This is a genomic window from Acinetobacter sp. Root1280 (assembly GCF_001425285.1).
Taxonomy (GTDB): domain Bacteria; phylum Pseudomonadota; class Gammaproteobacteria; order Pseudomonadales; family Moraxellaceae; genus Acinetobacter; species Acinetobacter guillouiae.
This window is the reverse complement of sequence record NZ_LMED01000023.1, coordinates 346,963-364,236: the sequence shown is the minus strand read 5'-3', so window position 1 is coordinate 364,236 and position 17,274 is coordinate 346,963. Positions and strand designations below refer to the sequence as shown.

General features: G+C 36.2%; 15 protein-coding genes. 14 read left to right on the top strand and 1 reads right to left on the bottom strand.

Features of this window, described 5'->3' with window-relative positions:
• Window positions 1-96 precede the first annotated feature (96 nt).
• From ASC84_RS15670 to ASC84_RS15610, 13 genes are all read left to right on the top strand, one after another.
• The gene (locus ASC84_RS15670; RefSeq protein ID WP_034615920.1) at window positions 97-711 is read left to right on the top strand and encodes a MarC family protein; all 615 of its coding nucleotides are present in this window, start codon (window positions 97-99) and stop codon (window positions 709-711) included.
• A 282-nt stretch (window positions 712-993) separates the two neighbouring features.
• On the top strand, window positions 994-3,198 hold the full coding sequence (locus ASC84_RS15665; RefSeq protein WP_056516440.1) for a TonB-dependent siderophore receptor: 2,205 nt from the start codon (window positions 994-996) through the stop codon (window positions 3,196-3,198).
• A 153-nt stretch (window positions 3,199-3,351) separates the two neighbouring features.
• Entirely contained in the window at window positions 3,352-3,954 is a 603-nt protein-coding gene (locus ASC84_RS15660; protein WP_056516437.1) for a TetR/AcrR family transcriptional regulator, read from the top strand.
• A gap of 9 nt (window positions 3,955-3,963) precedes the next feature.
• A complete protein-coding gene (locus ASC84_RS15655; protein ID WP_056516434.1) occupies window positions 3,964-4,941 on the top strand; it encodes a zinc-binding dehydrogenase in 978 nt (325 codons plus the stop codon).
• Window positions 4,942-5,007: 66 nt separating this feature from the next.
• Window positions 5,008-5,364, top strand: coding sequence for a DUF1304 domain-containing protein (locus ASC84_RS15650; RefSeq protein ID WP_056516432.1), 357 nt, complete (start codon window positions 5,008-5,010; stop codon window positions 5,362-5,364).
• A gap of 732 nt (window positions 5,365-6,096) precedes the next feature.
• Window positions 6,097-6,642, top strand: coding sequence for a recombinase family protein (locus tag ASC84_RS15645; RefSeq protein ID WP_081409370.1), 546 nt, complete (start codon window positions 6,097-6,099; stop codon window positions 6,640-6,642).
• Window positions 6,643-6,909 carry a hypothetical protein gene (locus ASC84_RS15640; RefSeq protein ID WP_056516425.1) on the top strand — a complete coding sequence of 89 codons (267 nt, stop codon included), beginning with the start codon at window positions 6,643-6,645 and terminating at the stop codon, window positions 6,907-6,909. It begins immediately after the preceding gene.
• A 618-nt stretch (window positions 6,910-7,527) separates the two neighbouring features.
• Window positions 7,528-8,427: a type I-F CRISPR-associated endonuclease Cas1f gene (gene cas1f, locus ASC84_RS15635; RefSeq protein WP_056516422.1), complete on the top strand. Its 900-nt coding sequence runs from the start codon at window positions 7,528-7,530 to the stop codon at window positions 8,425-8,427.
• Between the two features lie 784 nt (window positions 8,428-9,211).
• On the top strand, window positions 9,212-9,745 hold the full coding sequence (locus ASC84_RS15630; protein WP_056516421.1) for a fimbrial protein: 534 nt from the start codon (window positions 9,212-9,214) through the stop codon (window positions 9,743-9,745).
• 79 nt (window positions 9,746-9,824) lie between these two features.
• Window positions 9,825-10,553: a molecular chaperone gene (locus ASC84_RS15625; protein WP_004722241.1), complete on the top strand. Its 729-nt coding sequence runs from the start codon at window positions 9,825-9,827 to the stop codon at window positions 10,551-10,553.
• A 135-nt stretch (window positions 10,554-10,688) separates the two neighbouring features.
• Window positions 10,689-13,262 (top strand): fimbria/pilus outer membrane usher protein, encoded by a 2,574-nt coding sequence (locus ASC84_RS15620; RefSeq protein WP_056516418.1) that lies wholly within the window; start codon window positions 10,689-10,691, stop codon window positions 13,260-13,262.
• Window positions 13,259-14,275, top strand: coding sequence for a fimbrial protein (locus ASC84_RS15615; protein WP_056516491.1), 1,017 nt, complete (start codon window positions 13,259-13,261; stop codon window positions 14,273-14,275). Before ASC84_RS15620 ends, ASC84_RS15615 begins: the two co-directional genes overlap by 4 nt.
• Window positions 14,276-14,390: 115 nt before the next feature.
• A complete protein-coding gene (locus ASC84_RS15610; RefSeq protein ID WP_056516415.1) occupies window positions 14,391-14,699 on the top strand; it encodes a hypothetical protein in 309 nt (102 codons plus the stop codon).
• A 153-nt stretch (window positions 14,700-14,852) separates the two neighbouring features.
• Here the strand turns inward: ASC84_RS15610 and ASC84_RS15605 are convergent, their stop codons facing one another.
• Entirely contained in the window at window positions 14,853-15,773 is a 921-nt protein-coding gene (locus ASC84_RS15605) for a LysR family transcriptional regulator (protein ID WP_056516412.1), read from the bottom strand.
• A 102-nt stretch (window positions 15,774-15,875) separates the two neighbouring features.
• On the opposite strand from ASC84_RS15605, the gene ASC84_RS15600 reads away from it, so the two are divergent.
• Window positions 15,876-17,252, top strand: coding sequence for an aspartate aminotransferase family protein (locus tag ASC84_RS15600; protein ID WP_056516409.1), 1,377 nt, complete (start codon window positions 15,876-15,878; stop codon window positions 17,250-17,252).
• Window positions 17,253-17,274: the final 22 nt, after the last annotated feature.

Sequence of the window (17,274 nt, the reverse complement as noted above, 5' to 3'; positions counted from 1 at the left end):
GTTAGACAAAGTATCCCCTTGTGGAGAAGTACAATTTTAGCAAAGTAAGCTCTTTTTTTGATTTTGTTTCCTGATTTTGTTTTATGGAAAGCCATTATGTTTTCAAATTATATCCATCCATTTGTTTTGTTTTTCTCATTACTCAATCCGTTTTTAATGAGTATCTATATGATCGGGATGATTCGCCATACTGAAACCCATGTATTCAATAAAGGTTTAGCCCAAGGTGCCTTGATTGCTTATGTGGTTTTTATGCTTTTTGCATGGGGTGGCGAAGCAATTTTTAGTACTTATTTAAATGTTCGTTTTGAATCATTTCAGATTTTTGGTGGATTAATTTTCTTAGTGATTGGCTATCGTTTTGTATTTCAAGGCGCGGATACGATCGGAGAAATGAGAGGAACACCTGCACATTTGGCCAGTACCATGGCGATGCCATTTATGATTGGTCCTGGCACAATCAGTGCGGCTGTCGTAACAGGAGCGAGCATGTCTTTACTCGAATCCGCTGTGTTGATTGCTTTTACCTTATTTATTAGCTGTGGCATTTTAATGATCATGAAGTATGGGCATGACCACTTACGTTATAGCCATGCGAAATATATTGATCGCTATTTTGATATTGTTGGACGTTTATCTGCCTTGTTAATCGGCACAATTGCGATTGATATGATCGCAACTGGGGTGATTGGTTTGCTTGAAAAGTATTAATAATTATTTATATTCATGTTTTTTGAGGTAATTATCAAATAAATGCGATGACGTGATTTACGCTGAGGTGAGGGATACACATCACGCCATGTCAAAGTTTATTCAGTAATATCATCTAGAAATCTTCTTCTTAGCCTTTCAGATTGAAAGGCTGTTCATTTTATATCTTTGTCTAACAAAACGAATTTGAAGTAGAAAATAATGGAGGAATGTAGAGATATATGTTGTTTTTGTGTGAAATATAACGATAATGATTTTTATTTAGATTAAGAGTTTTATTTCGTGAATAAATGGATTTCTCAAAATCGAATCTTTGCTAAAAGTGCAATTTATCTTGCACTTTATAGTTGTTGGATTGGGACAGCTTATGCTGCGACGGAAGCAACAACAGAGCAAACAAATGCTTTACCCATGATCGTTGTCACCGCAGAAAATAATACAGAAAATAACTACACTAAAAAGAATGCCAGTACATCGACTAAGCTCGATTTGAGTGTAAAAGAAACCCCACAATCTGTTTCAGTGATTACACGCAAACAAATCGAAGATATGGGTGCGACAAATTTGGGTGATGCACTATTAAATACAACTGGGATTTTGCTAACAGGGGATAATACGGAGAGGACCAACTTTTCTATTCGAGGCTTTAATGTTGGAGATGGCTGGAACTCAAATATATTGCAATATGATGGTGTTGCTTTAAATGCAAGTAATGTCACCTCATCTAAACCAGATATGGCAACCATTGAAAGTATTGAAGTATTACGTGGGGCAGCAGGATTGATGCAAGGATCAGGAGAACCTTCTGGTGCAATTAATCTTATTCGTAAAAAACCAACAGAAGTTTTTCAGGCGAGTGGTGCTGTCAGTTATGGTTCATGGAACACTGTACGTGGAGAAATGGATGTCTCTGGTCCATTGAATCAATCTGGAAGCGTGCGTGGGCGTTTAGTTGTCGCAGGTCAAGATGGTGATTCATTTATGAAATCTGTTACTCGTGATTCTAATGTTTTGTATGGAATCGTGAGCAGTGATTTAACTGAAAATACGCTATTGAATATTGGATATTCACGTCAAGGTGAACATGCAGTTCCCGTAAATACAATTCCTAACTATTTCAATGGTCAAAAAATAGGTATCGATAATTCCAACTGTGGTTGTGATTACAGAGATTTTTGGGATAAAACCAATAGACAAGCTTTCTTAGATATAAGCCATAAATTTAATAATGGATGGGAAGTAAAAGCCAGCTATATGAAGGCAAACTATGCTATGGATATGGCATTTACTTCATTGAGCGTGGCTCCAAAAACCACAAGTGCTGATGATGCTTTAGCAACTGTTTATAAGTACGGATATAACTATGAGCAAAAATTAGATATTTATGATTTTTTTGCAAAAGGGACATATCATTTATTCGGTCGTGAGCATGAATTGGTATTTGGTGCAAATCACAGTAAAAGTAATATTACAGGGGCATGGACAAGTTGGGACCAAGTGCTAGAAGATTATAGTTTGGTTGGTGGAGGGGAAACACCGACACGTGACTATTTATACGTCAATATTAAAAATTACAGTCCTTATCAGTTACCTTACATCGCACCACGTTATCAAAATACCAGCGTTGATCAGGTACGTCAGACAGGATACTACCTCACCACTCGTTTAAATATTATTGATCCGCTCAAAGTTATTGCTGGTGTGCGTCAAAGCAATTATGAAAGTGTCAATGAATATAAGAAATCAAATATTTTAACACCATATTTTGGACTTACTTACGATATCAATGATGCATTGACTGCATATGCGAGTTATACCGATACTTTTGTTGTGCAAAATGTCAAAGATCGTAATGAGACATTACTTGATCCAGTACAGGGTAATGTTTATGAAATTGGGCTAAAAGCAGGGCTTTGGGATGATCGTTTAATTGCATCAGTTGCAGGGTTTAAAACCAATCAAATTAATCGATCAATACGAGATGAAAGCACCAAAGGGCAATGCCCGTTTAATGGTGGTGAGGCTTATTGTAATGTTGCATCAGGTGAGGTGATCAGTAAAGGGATTGAAACTGAGATTCGTGGTGAAATTATCCCCAATCTTAATTTAAGTTTCGGCTATACATACAATACTACGGAATATGCAAACGACCCTACAAATCAAGGTTTGGTTTTTAATGAGGATACGCCTGAACATATTGCACGTTTATTTGCGACTTATAAGTTTGCAAATAATTTAATCCTAGGCGGCGGTGCAAATTATCAAAGTACTTGGAAAGTGGGTCGTTATAGCGAACATCCTTATCGTCAGCCTGGATATACGATTGCTAACTTGGTGGCGAGCTACCCATTAAGTGATAAAGTGAATATTGCATTAAATATCAATAATATTTTTGACAAAGAATATTATTCACAAATTGATACTTATGGCGACATTCGTTTCGGTAATCCTCGAAATGCAACGCTCACCTTACGTGCAAAGTTTTAAATCAATCGAAGGATGGCTGATATTTTCAGCCATTCGCTAAAATAACAATCCAATTTACTCCCTAAAATGCACTCAAAACCCTCAACTAAATTTCTTGAGTAATTTTTAATAAAATTATAGACGACTGGTCTATTATTGATTTATAGTGTGTACATGAAACGATCAGATAAAAGTGAAGCGACTCGACAACATATCTTAAATACCAGTTTTAAGTTGGTATTACATAAAGGTTTTGTTGGAGTTGGCTTACAGGAAATATTAACGACCTGCGGTGTACCTAAAGGTTCGTTCTACTATTACTTTGCTTCTAAAGAAGCATTTGGTTGTGCACTTTTACAGCAATATCTTGCTGATTATAAAGTGAAAATAGATCAATTGATTCTGCAAGAAGAGCGGAGTGCTTATGCGCGTTTAGTTGCGCTTTGGCAAGCATGGATTGATGATCCATGCCATAACGATGGTGGCTGGGCTGAGAATTGTCTGATTGTAAAACTTGCAGCAGAGGTCTCTGACTTATCCGAAGATATGCGTCAGATTTTAAATTTTGGTGTGACCAAGCTGACAGAACGCATTGCAAATTTACTTATTGACGGACAGAAGGATGGCTCAATTCCACAACATATTGAGCCTGAGAAAATGGCACAAACGATGTATCAACTCTGGTTAGGTGCAGCTTTATTGGCGAAACTTGCACAGAACAAACAACCACTTTATTTGGCTTTAGAAACTACACAGCAATTACTAAAACCTATATAGGAACAACAAATGAAAAGTATTATTCATCATGTTTTTGGCGAACCTGTCGACGTATTAGCATCAGCAGACATGCCAAAGCCAGAACCTAAAGCGGGCGAAGTTCGTATTAAAATGATTTTATCTCCAATGCATAATCATGACATTTGGACGGTGAGAGGCAGTTATGGCTATAAGCCGACACTTCCTGCAATTGGAGGTAGTGAAGCAGTTGGTGTGATTGATGCTGTTGGTGAAGGTGTCGATGCAGTGTCTGTTGGGCAACGTATTGCAGTTGCCGCAGTTCACGGCAGTTGGGCTGAATACTTTATTGCGCCTGCACATGGTGTTGTGCCTTTAATTGACGCAATAGACGATGAAACTGCTGCACAATTGATTGGTATGCCGATTAGTGCACTGATGCTGTTAGATTTTATTGATTTAAAACAAGATCAGTGGCTTATCCAAAATACAGCCAATGGCGCTGTTGGTAAAACCGTTGCGATGATTGCGCACGCTCGCGGTCAAAAAGTCATTCATTTGGTTCGCCGTAGTGATGCGGTTGCAGAAATGAATGGTTTAGGTATTCAAAATGTAGTGGCGACTGATCAAGCGGATTGGAAAGATCAAGTAAAAGCGATACATGCAGATCAACCTTTAATTGTTGGGGTAGATTCGATTGGCGGGAAAGCCAGTAGTGAAATGTTGGCTTTACTCAGTGAAAATAGTGTCTTGGTATCATTTGGCAGTATGACGGGTGAACTGATGCAAATTTCATCAGGTGATCTTATTTTTAAACAAGCGACAGTCAAAGGTTTCTGGGCAAGTGTGGTCAATAAGCAATTGTCTGCAGAACGCAAAAAAGAGTTAATTGTAGAATTGTTGACTTTAGCTGCTCAGAAAAAATTAGTATTGCCTGTTGAAGGCGTATTTAGTTTTGATCAAATCCAACAAGCAGCAGCTAGAGCAACAGAAGGTGCACGCCAAGGCAAGGTGTTATTAAAACCATAAATGTATCTGACATAGATCAGTTGTAAGACTGATCTATCAGTGTTTTTAAAAATAAGGAAAAAAACGATGATTGGACAAATTTTAATTGCCTTAATTGCACTACTACATGTGTATATTTTAGTTTTAGAGATGTTCTTATGGGATAAACCATACGGTTTAAAAGCATTTGGCAATACGCCTGAAAAAGCACAGCTCACTAAAGTCATGGCACAAAATCAAGGCTTATATAATGGCTTTTTAGCGGCAGGCTTATTTTGGTCTTTATGTGCACCTGCAATCTATGCCTTGCCACTGGCAAATTTCTTTTTGGGCTGTGTATTGGTTGCTGGGATTTATGGCGGTCTGACTGCGAGTAAGAAAATTATTTATATACAAGCGATTCCAGCAGCGTTGGCGTTACTTGTGGTGAATTTGAATTATTAAAGTAAGGGTCGAATCTCGCCCTTGCTTTAAATTTCTTCAACGTTGGGGCAGTAGTGGCAATGAACGGTGGTCAAGTATCGAGGCAACAACGAACCCGGGTCAGCATAATACAAATCAACAAGGTTTTGCCTTCACCACAAAAATTCTGGATACGAATCCAGCCAATTTACCGGCTGGTAATTATTCGGATACTGTAACAGTAAATGTTGAGTTTTGAGGATATAAAGTCATGATAATCAGTTTTATCATGGCTTTATTAAATGGTAAATTTACAGTTTATTTTTTTATTGATATTAAATAAAAACTCTCTTTAATTATGTTTTTTTGAAAAAACATAGTAGCTGTTCACTTTATTTAAACCCTTTCTTAAAATTATTTATTATACATATACAAATGTATTTTATTTTTTATCATACATTTTTTATGTGAAAAATATCAATATTAAAATAATCTAGAGATGGTTTTGTGAATAGATACATTGACATAATATTTGTTTTTTTTTGTGTTTTTACCATTTTTTTGTGGTCTTAAATTGTGCTTTAATTTTTAATTAAAGCATGGATTTAAATAATTATTTATTATAAGTATAGATAATTTATTTCCATGTTCTAAAATATTTATATGTTTTATACATATTTGTTTTTATAAAAAATATTTAATATAAATGTTATTGTGAATGGAAGAGGGCTTATTGTGCGGACTTATGCATACTTCAGAATTGATGAATTATCAATGGATGAATTTAACTATGCTGACTATATTCTTGGGTATGGTTATGAAATACCGAAAAATAGGCTTGTATTTGAGCAGGTGAAAATAGGTATACCCTTAGAGTTTAGGCATAAACTCATAAACTTGATTAACTACACATTGGAAAATGGTGATCTTTTATTAATAGATGGAATAGATTCTTTGGGAAGTGATTTCAAGGAAATATATTCGAGTGTTAATTTTATTTTTAAAAAAGGAATCCGTTTAGTATGTTTGGATTTTTCAAAGAACGAAATTAAAGGAGATATAAAAAAGATTTTTTTTCATTTTCTAAAAATATGTTCTGATTTCGATGGAAAACTTCAATCGAATAGAAAGATTGGTAATAGAAATATAAACAAAGTAGGTCGACCAGAAATTTTAAATAAAATCCAGAAAGAAGAGGTTTTAGAAAAATTTAAAAATGGCCAAAGTGTCTATTCTTTAGCTAAGCAGTATTCAGTTACAAGAACAGTCATTCAAAGACTACTTTCAAAATCATCAGATAACGTTATTCGTGAGGATTAAATGAATATCAACATTAAAATGAATGACAAGGCTAAAATAAGTAGATTGGTTGTAGCAAAACAAATGAACAATCTGGATAAGATGTTCGTTGTTCAACTCAAATATTCTCTGAATAATAAGAAGAGGGTTATTGATGAAGCCAATCAAATTGAAATCAGCTCTGTAAATGGATTGATTGATTATGAAATTCATAAAATCGAGCATGAGGAAAAGAAAATAATATTTTTATATGGTTCTAGTCCATATGTTATAGATTTAAGAAGTTAATTATTTAATACACTTAAATTTTTTATTGAAAATAAAGGTTAAATAATTTTGTTTTTTTGGTTAATCATGTTTTTAAGTTTTATGTGAGTCTGTGGTGGAGGTTGAATAATAATATTTAAAATATTTGATAGTGAATGTTTTTACGTTTTGAAAGTAATATATAGGATTGTTTTGTTTTTTATGATGCTTTGTTTATTTGGTTTTAATGCAGGTTGTGCAGTCAGCCTGCTATTTTAGGTTTGTATATGGTAAGATGTGTTGTGGAAGTTTTTATAAGTTTAAATCAATTTTACTTTGAACTAAAATACATTAATCTAAATAATGTTTTAAACGGAAAAATTAAAAACGACTATACTTAAAATATGATGAAATAACTTTATATAATTGAATTTATGTTAAATAAGGGTAAAATTCATTTTAAAAATGTTAATATAAATCTACATGTAAAGTGCTGAAAATAGTCTGTAATAGTATTCTAAATATTTAGAATAAAATTATAGATAAATAAGTAAATTATTTATTGGCGACATAAGGTGTCGCTTAAAATAAAAAATAGTTTGGAAATATTGAGATTTTCTATTAAATTGTTTCTATAAAAACTTTATGATTACTAATAATATGGAACAACTTAATCCATCAGACTTAAAAGCCATTCTTCATTCAAAAAGAGCGAATCTTTATTATTTAGAACATGCACGGGTGATGCAAAAGGATGGTCGTGTTTTATATCTAACCGAAGCCAAAAGTGAAAATCAGTATTGGAATATTCCAATTGCCAATACGACTGTGATTTTGTTGGGGACTGGAACATCGATTACACAAGCTGCCATGCGGATGCTCTGTAGCGCAGGTGTTTTGGTTGGTTTTTGTGGTGGTGGCGGTACGCCTTTATTTTCAGGCAGTGAAGTGGAGTGGCTAACGCCACAAAGTGAATATCGTCCAACTGAATATATGCAAGGCTGGATGAGCTTTTGGTTTGATGAAAAGAAACGTTTAGATGTGGCCAAACAGTTTCAGGTTGCGCGGGTTGAATATATTCGTAAAGTTTGGGCAAAAGATCGGGACTTACAGGCAGAAGGGTTTTATTTAGATGATAAGGATGTTCAGTTGGCTTTAACTGGTTTTGAAAAGAAAATTCCAAATATGAGCAAAGTCGGGGATTTACTTCTTGCCGAAGCACAGACCACCAAGCAACTTTATAAAATTGCTGCGACGCGTTGCAAACTCAAATTTGAACGAAATGCTGAATATGGTGATTTAGCCAATGACTTCCTCAATCATGGTAATTATTTGGCCTATGGTTTGGCTGCAACCACACTTTGGGTCTTAGGCATTAGTCATTCATTTGCAGTCATGCATGGTAAAACTCGGCGCGGTGCTTTGGTCTTTGATATAGCCGATTTAATTAAAGATGCTGTAGTACTACCATGGGCATTTATTTGTGCCAAAGAAGGTTTTAAGGAGCAAGACTTTAGAGCCTTGTTATTACAGAAATTTACCGAACACAAGGCAGCTTAGAAAATTTGTTCACCGACACCCAGCTCAATGATTCTGTTCACTGCCGAGCAGGCAGCTTAGAAAATTGCCGATATTTCCAGCAAGATATTGTCTAGGTTCACTGCCATATAGGCAGCTTAAAAGAAGCCAACACAACACATATTAATATGTTAACTATTTCACATTTTAATTGGAAAAAATATTTATATGATTTTTAACATTAAAAAAGCTGAATGTTGTATAGAAAAATAAAAATATTCATTCCTTAAGATCATATATAAACATCATCATTGGGCATCTTAACTGGGCGATTTGTCAAACATTGGTCAGTGGGAATTCTAAATTTAAGCGAAATATTAATCAGTAAAATAGTCGTTAAAGCATTGCTAATCCTTTGTCTTTGGGCGTTGTAAGGGGGCGAGGGTGAGTTGTGATATCGTTTTTTTGCCTGAATTTCGAAGCACACACAGCGAATTTCAAAGCAAATTTCCTTAATCAAATGACATAAAACGATGATTTATACTCATGTGACTAATTTAAAATTTACGCTGAAATAACGTGAATTTTGTTTTTATGTAAAAAATTTACAAAAAAAAATATTTTAAATAAAACTGAAATATGAATGTAATAAATATTTAATATATTGAAATTTATAATAAAAATATTTTTCTCAAAAAATACAAATTTATATACACTTGTATCTGTTTTATACACAAAGTGTGACTTTGTTTACATTTTTATCTCAGTGTGCATAATACCCATCGATCAAAACGAATCATTTTTTTGTCTGTATAGGATACTTGGTATGAAAAATACTTTTTTAGCAGCATCAGTTTCAATTTTAGCAATGTCTAGTGCTTTTGCAGCAGACGGCACAATCACAATCAATGGTCTAGTAACTGACAAAACTTGTGATATCGTGACTCCACAAGGTAAAGATTTCACAGTAACGCTTCCTACAGTATCTAAGCAAACTCTTGCTAAAACTGGTGATATCGCGGGCCGTACGCCATTCACAATCAACTTGGCTAACTGCTCTGAAGGCAAAGTTGCAACTTATTTTGAACCAGGTTCAACAGTTGATTTTGGTACTGGTCGTTTAAACAACACAGATGCAACTGGCGCGAAAAACGTTCAAGTTCAATTGTTAGGTTCAAATAACCAATTCATTCCTGTACTTGCTGCTGGTGCTTCTGGCACGCAAACTAACTCTCAATGGGTAGACGTTGCAGACAAAGGTGCAGCTGATCTTAATTACTATGCTGAATATTATGCAACTGATGCATCTGCTGCTGGTAAAGTAACAACGTCTGTTCAATATACTATTATCTATCAATAATTTTTTATTGAATGGTACGGAGCTAGGTTGTCTAGCAACCTAGCTCTTTTACTTTATTTTAGATATAGAGATAATCGTTATGTTCTTGAATCATTCCTTTCTTAAAAAAGGTTTACTCGCATTTTTAATTCCGTTTGGTGCAGCGAATGCTGAAATCATCATTCATGGTACTCGTGTTATCTATCCATCTGATGCACGTGAAATTACTTTACAGGTAAGTAATAACGGAAATAATCCTGCATTGGTTCAAGCATGGATTGATGAGGGAGATGCAAAATCTACTCCAGATCAATCGAAAGCGCCTTTTATGATTACACCGCCTATATCGCGTGTGGAAGCTAAAAAAGGGCAGTCTTTACGTATTACCAGTTTGCCGAATGCAAATGAATTAAGTAAAACTCAAGAAACACTCTTTTGGTTAAATATTCTCGATATCCCACCAAAACCTTCTGCGAAAGATCAGAATGTTGTACCAGATAACTTTTTACAACTTGCGATTCGATCGCGTATTAAGTTTTTTTATCGCCCAGCTGGACTTAAAGAAGATGTCGCATTGGCACCTGAAAAATTACAGTGGAGCAATAACGGTACTCAGTTAACCGTAAAAAACCCAACACCATTTCATATTACCTTGACTTCTATTATGCAAGATCAATCAGGCAAACGCGTTGATTTGATTTCACAAGGTTTAATGTTGAAACCATTTTCTGATGGAACGGTGAGTTTAAAAAATTCCAATGTCGCTAAGATGACCTTTACCACAATCAATGATTATGGTGGTCGTGTAGAGCGAAATATTAAATTTTAATAGATTGATCAAGTCTTTAAATTTCTTCAATACAAGAAATTTAAAGCACCTTCGTAATGATGATTTAATCATTTCATTTATCTGAGAGTAAGCGAGTAAAAAAACCTATTCATTTGTTGATAGGCAGACTTCTTTATGCAAAAAAATGAACAAAGCTACAAGTGGATCAAGCGACATATCAGTTACTATGTGGCTTGTGGGGTTATTACGCTCAGCATTCCTGCTTTAGTTAATGCATCTGAAACTGACTTAAAAGAGGCTGAAAAGTCTCCAACTGCTGCAGAAGCAGAATTTGATTCGGCTTTTTTAATTGGCGATGCCAAAAAGATAGATGTAAATCGCTTTAAATATGGCAATCCTGTGTTACCAGGTGACTATAATGTAGATATTTATGTCAATGGCAACTGGTTTGGTAAACATCGTATGGTGTTTAAAGCGACTGAAAATAATCAAAATGCTTTTACCTGCTTTAGCTCAAATCAATTATTAGAATACGGCGTTAAAGCAGAGGTGTTAAAAAAAGGCGAAAGCTTTGCTTTGACAGGTTGTCAGAAAATCGAACAGTGGGTTGAAGATTCTTTTTATGAATTTGATACTTCACGCTTACGTGTCGATATTTCGATTCCGCAAGTTGCGATGCAAAAAAATGCACAAGGCTATGTCGACCCAAGTGTTTGGGATCGTGGGATCAATGCTGCATTTCTTTCTTATAATGCCAGTGCATATAAAACATTTAATAAAATCCAAGGTGGGGAAGAAACCACTAATGCGTTTACTTCGGTAACAGCTGGTGCAAATTTAGCTGGTTGGCAACTGCGCCATAATGGTCAATGGCAATGGCAAGACCGCACTACTACAGATAATCAATCTAAATCGAGTTATGATGCGATTAACACCTATGTACAACGCGCATTCCCGCAATACCGTGGCGTATTGACTCTGGGTGAAAGCTTTACCGATGGTGAAATCTTTGATTCATTTGGTTATCGTGGTTTTGATTTTTCCAGTGATGACCGCATGTTACCTAACAGTATGATTGGTTATGCACCTCGTATTCGCGGTAATGCAAAAACCAATGCCAAGGTTGAAGTACGTCAACAAGGTCAATTGATTTATCAAACAACGGTTGCACCAGGTAGTTTTGAAATCAATGATCTTTATCCGACAGGGTTTGGTGGTGAACTGGAAGTTTCTATTTTAGAAGCCAATGGTGAGATTCAACGCTATTCAATTCCTTATGCCTCTGTTGTGCAAATGCTCCGTCCAGGAATGAGTCGTTATTCTGTGTCGATGGGTCAATTCCGCGATAAAGATATCGATCTAGATCCTTTTATTGTGCAAGGAAAATATCAACGTGGTATCAATAACTCGATCACGGCTTATGGTGGTGTACAGTTCTCAGAAGACTATTCAGCTGTAACATTGGGCAGTGCTTTTGCAACACCGATTGGTGCAATTGCACTTGATGTGACACATTCACAAGCGGATTTTGAACGTCGTAAAAGTGAAAGTGGTCAAAGTTTCCGTATTAGCTATAGTAAATTAATTACCCCAACCGATACCAATTTGACTTTAGCTGCATATCGCTATTCTACAGAAAACTTTTACAAGTTACGTGATGCGATATTGGTACAAGACCTCGACAATAAAGGCATTAGTTCAGCCCATGTAGGTAAACAGCGCAGTGAATTTCAGATCACCCTGAATCAGGGTTTACCACGTGATTTTGGAAATATTTATGCAACAGGTTCGTGGGTAGATTACTGGAATCGTCAGGAAACAACCCGTCAGTATCAAGTCGGTTATAGCAACAGCTATCGTGGTTTGACTTATGGTTTGTCGGCAATTAAACGTATTGTTGAAAACAATGCCACAAGTATCAGCAATAGCGATACTGAATATATGCTGACCATGTCCTTACCACTTTCATTTAAGAAAAGCTCAGCGAACCTTAACTCGATTATGACACAAGATAATGCGACTGTCGGTGTGAGCGGCGTTGTTGGCGATCGTTTTAACTATGGTACATCTGTATCGACACGCTATGGTGATAATCCAAGCGCCAATTTAAATGCTCAGTATCGCACCAACTACGCGACTGTTGGCGGATCATTCAGTGCGGCTGACGGTTATCAACAAGCAATGTTAACTGCACGTGGTAATATTGTTGCTCATCCTGAAGGTGTCTTGTTTGGACCAGATCAGGGGCAAACAATGGTCTTGGTGTATGCACCTGAAGCTGCTGGTGCTAAAGTGAATAATGCGACAGGTTTAAGTATTAATAAATCTGGTTATGCGGTGATTCCATATGTAACACCATATCGTTTAAATGACATTACCCTTGACCCTCAAGGAATGTCGACAGATGTTGAGCTAGATGGTACAAGTCAGCGTATCGCGCCATATGCAGGTTCAATTTCACAAGTGAGTTTTGCAACGAAAATTGGTAAAGCAATTTATATTCGCAGCAAAAAACAAAATGGTGAAACTTTACCTTTTGCAGCAGAAGTATTTGATACAAAAGGTGAAAATATTGGAATGGTTGCTCAAGGGAGTATGGTTTACATAAGAACCAATACCGCAGCAGACACGGTTACAGTGAAATGGGGCGAAAATGCCAACGAGCAATGCCGAATTCAATATGATGTTTCTGCGCAAGCAGCAGACAAAAAGCAAAATATGATTATGGCGGAAGGTGTATGTCAATGAACGGTAAAGTTTTAAATCGTATTCTCTTGCTTATTGCAGGGACTGTGAGTTCAGGCGCATATGCAACGTGTGCACCTCAGCGTGGATTTACCCCGCAAGATGTGAGTATGTCTGTTGGTCGTGTTGTGGTGAGACCGAGTGATGCCGTTGGCACTATTTTACGTAAAGCGACATTTCCAATTTCATCGAATGGATCTACTTATTATTGTGATTATTCTGCAGGCACAATTGAAGCAGTATTGCAGCAAAGATACCCTTTAAGTCCATCAGGCAACTCAATTTATAGTACCAATATTGAAGGGATTGGTATTCGTCTATACCGCGAAGCGGCAGATAATTCTAACTTTTCAGGTTATTACCCTTATACAAGAAGTTTATCTAGAAATACCACCTATCGTTTATCGCCTGGATATTTCGTTGTAGAAATTGTTAAAACTGCACCATCAACAGGATCAGGTGCATTGGTCCCTGGACAATATAGCCGCTATAACGTGATTGGTTATCCGAATCAGCCTTTTTTAACCAGTACGGTATATGGGAATGCGATTACCATTGCTTCTTCATCATGTGAAATCCAAGGCAATATTAATAAAACGGTGACACTGCCAACTGTAAATAAGGTTGATTTTAAAGGTGTGGGTTCAACGCAAGGTGAGCAAGCCTTTGATCTCAACATCTTATGTAATGGTGGAAAAAACCCAACGGGTTATGAAGAAAGCAATAAAATCAGCCTAAGCTTTGATTATGATGCTGTAACCAATACCACAAATGTCATTTCCAACAATGCTGCTGCGGGAAGCAGTGCATCAGGTGTTGGTGTACAATTGCTTTCACAATATAAAAATTCGAATAAAGTGATTGCTAAAAATGACAAGCTAGAATTAGGCACGTTAAAGTCAAATGATAATATTCAATACAATGTGCCAATGACTGCGCGTTACTATCAGACTGCAACCAAAATGATGCCCGGAAAAGTACGAGCTATGGCAACCGTCACAATTGAATATGATTAATTGACGTAAATCATATTTTTTAAAATTATTTTTTTATTTATTGCTTGGAAAATCTTGTATTAATAATAAGGTTATGTAATTAATTAACTACACCATTTCTTTAGAGGGGAATGAGATGGAGTTAAATAAAAAACTATCCTTTTTATTAATAACATTTACAACAATATCGAGTTTAAGTTTAGCCACTTATGCAGAGGAGATTCATTTTCAAGGGCAGATTGTAGAATTTACATGTGAAAAGAATTCTAATAATTCTAATTGCAAAACGATTGATAATACGATTGATGCGTTGAGAAAAACCACCACAATAGATAGCTTTAATTTCAATAACTTAGTTGATAAAAAAGCCAATAGTATGGCCCATTTAAAAATTCAAGATTTGGAAAGTGATCAGCATAAAATATTGGTGGTAGATTATTATTAAGTCAATTAAGTTATGCAATATATTGTTGATATAGCATAAATTAAATAATATTCTGCGTGATAAGTTAAAATATAATCTGATTATTTTAGTCGGATTATATTTTAATTCGTATTAAAAATAATCAAATTTTAAACTGTTTTAAATTTTTGTATATTATTTTATCGGTTGAACGGTTTTTTTTAATATATCCATAAAGGTTTTTAAGATAATATTGTAATTTTTCCCTTTATGTGTAATTAGACATATCGGCGTACTATAATGCATAATCTCTTGTAAAATCGGTTGCATCAAACCATCTTGGACCCATTTTTTCGCATAATGATCGGGTAAAAACCCCATAAATTTTCCTGAAAGAATCAGAAATGCGATACCTTCTCTGTCACTTGCAGTCGCTGAACAGTTCAATCGTTGATGCAACTTCATTGCATCGGGGGTAATGGCATAATTCGGAAGAACCGTATTGCATTGTTTTAAGTCATCTAAACTTATTTCACCTAAATGCTGAAAGAGTGGGTGGTTTTGCCCACAATAGAGTGAAGATTCTTCGTTATATAAATGAAAATAATCTAGACCTGATAATGGGCTCACCAAAGGAATCGCGCCAGCGTGTAATCGATTGTCCAAAACACGACACTCAATATCTGACAGTGTGCTCATACTAATATTAATAACCACCTCAGTATTTTCTTCCGCAAGCTGTGCCAATGTATTGGTAATATAAGCACTGGGCATCGTGACTAAGTTATTAATAATCCCAATATTAAATTCACCTTTGAGCTGATTATGCATTTGATTGATTTTGGCACGAAAGTCCTCAATCGAAGCGGTCAGTACTTCAATATATTCTAAAACTTCCCGACCTTCATCGGTGATGGAAAAGCCTGCTCGACCACGTTGACAGAGGCGAATCCCTAAGCGATTTTCCAGATCACTCATATGCAAACTAATCGCAGAACGGCTAATCCCTAGGATACTTTCGGCAGCAGTGAAGCTGTGACAATCACAGACTGTTTTAAATATTTTAAGTAATTTTATATCAAAATCAGTGACTTGGTTTAATTTTTTAGGTTTCATTTAGTTTTGCTTTTTTATATCTAAACTCAAGATATTTTGAATTTATCAAAACTATTGTGCTTTGTACACTCAAGAGATAACCACAAAACAAGAAGAGTACTTATGTTTGATATCGATACATCAAATGACCGCGATGACGCATTGGAAGCCAGTCAGTCAAATGAGCAGATGAATTTAAATTATCAAGCCCATTGGATGCCATTTTCTGCAAATCGTAATTTCCATAAAGATCCACGCATGATCGTGGGTGCAAAAGGATCGTATTTAATTGACAGTATTGGACGTGAGATTTATGACTCATTGTCAGGGCTATGGACGTGTGGTGCAGGGCATACACGACCTGAAATCCAACAGGCTGTGAGTAAGCAATTGGCAAAACTGGACTATTCACCTGCATTCCAATTTGGACATCCTTTATCTTTTCAATTGGCTGAAAAAATTGTTCAGCTGATGCCGGAAAAACTGCAACATGTCTTTTTTACCGATTCAGGTTCTGAATCTGCGGACACTGCGATCAAGATGGCACGCGCATATTGGCGCATTCAAGGTAAACCAAGCAAAACCAAATTGATTGGACGAGCGCGTGGCTATCATGGTGTAAACGTCGCAGGGACCAGTCTAGGCGGTATTGGCGGAAATCGTAAAATGTTTGGTCAATTGATGGATGTGGATCATTTGCCTCATACTTTGCAAGCGCATTTAAGTTTTAGCAAAGGCTGTGCAGAGACGGGTGGGGTTGAGCTGGCAGATGAAATGCTCAAGCTGATTGAATTACATGATGCTTCTAATATTGCAGCAGTGATTGTAGAGCCTATTTCAGGTTCAGCAGGCTGTATCGTGCCACCAGTTGGTTATTTACAACGCTTGAGAGAAATTTGTGACCAACACGATATTTTACTGATTTTTGATGAGGTGATTACTGGCTTTGGGCGTATCGGTAAATGGACTGCGGCAGAATATTTTGGGGTTACACCAGACCTTTTGACCTTTGCTAAACAGATTAGCAATGGCGCAATTCCGTTAGGTGGGGTGGTGGCAAGCCGTGAAATTTACAATGCATTTATGCAGCAAGATCTACCTGAACATGCCATTGAATTCACCCATGGCTATACCTATTCGGCCCATCCTGTTGCCTGTGCCGCTGCTCTAGCAACGCTGAATGTACTTGAACAAGAAAATTTAATTTCTCAATCTGCTGACTTAGCACCAAGTTTTGAAAAGCTTGTCCATGAATTAAAAGGTTCACCCCATATTGTCGACATTCGTAACTGCGGATTGATTGGTGCCTTGCAATTGGCACCGCGTGATGGTGATGCCACGATTCGAGGTTTTGAAATTGGAATGAAACTGTGGAAAGCAGGTTTCTATGTGCGTTTTGGTGGCGATACCCTTCAGTTTGGTCCAATGTTTAACACCACAGAAGTACAATTAACCCGTTTAATGAATGCTGTAGGCGAGGCACTTTATCAAGTGAAATAAATAGGATGAGTCTCTAAGCAAA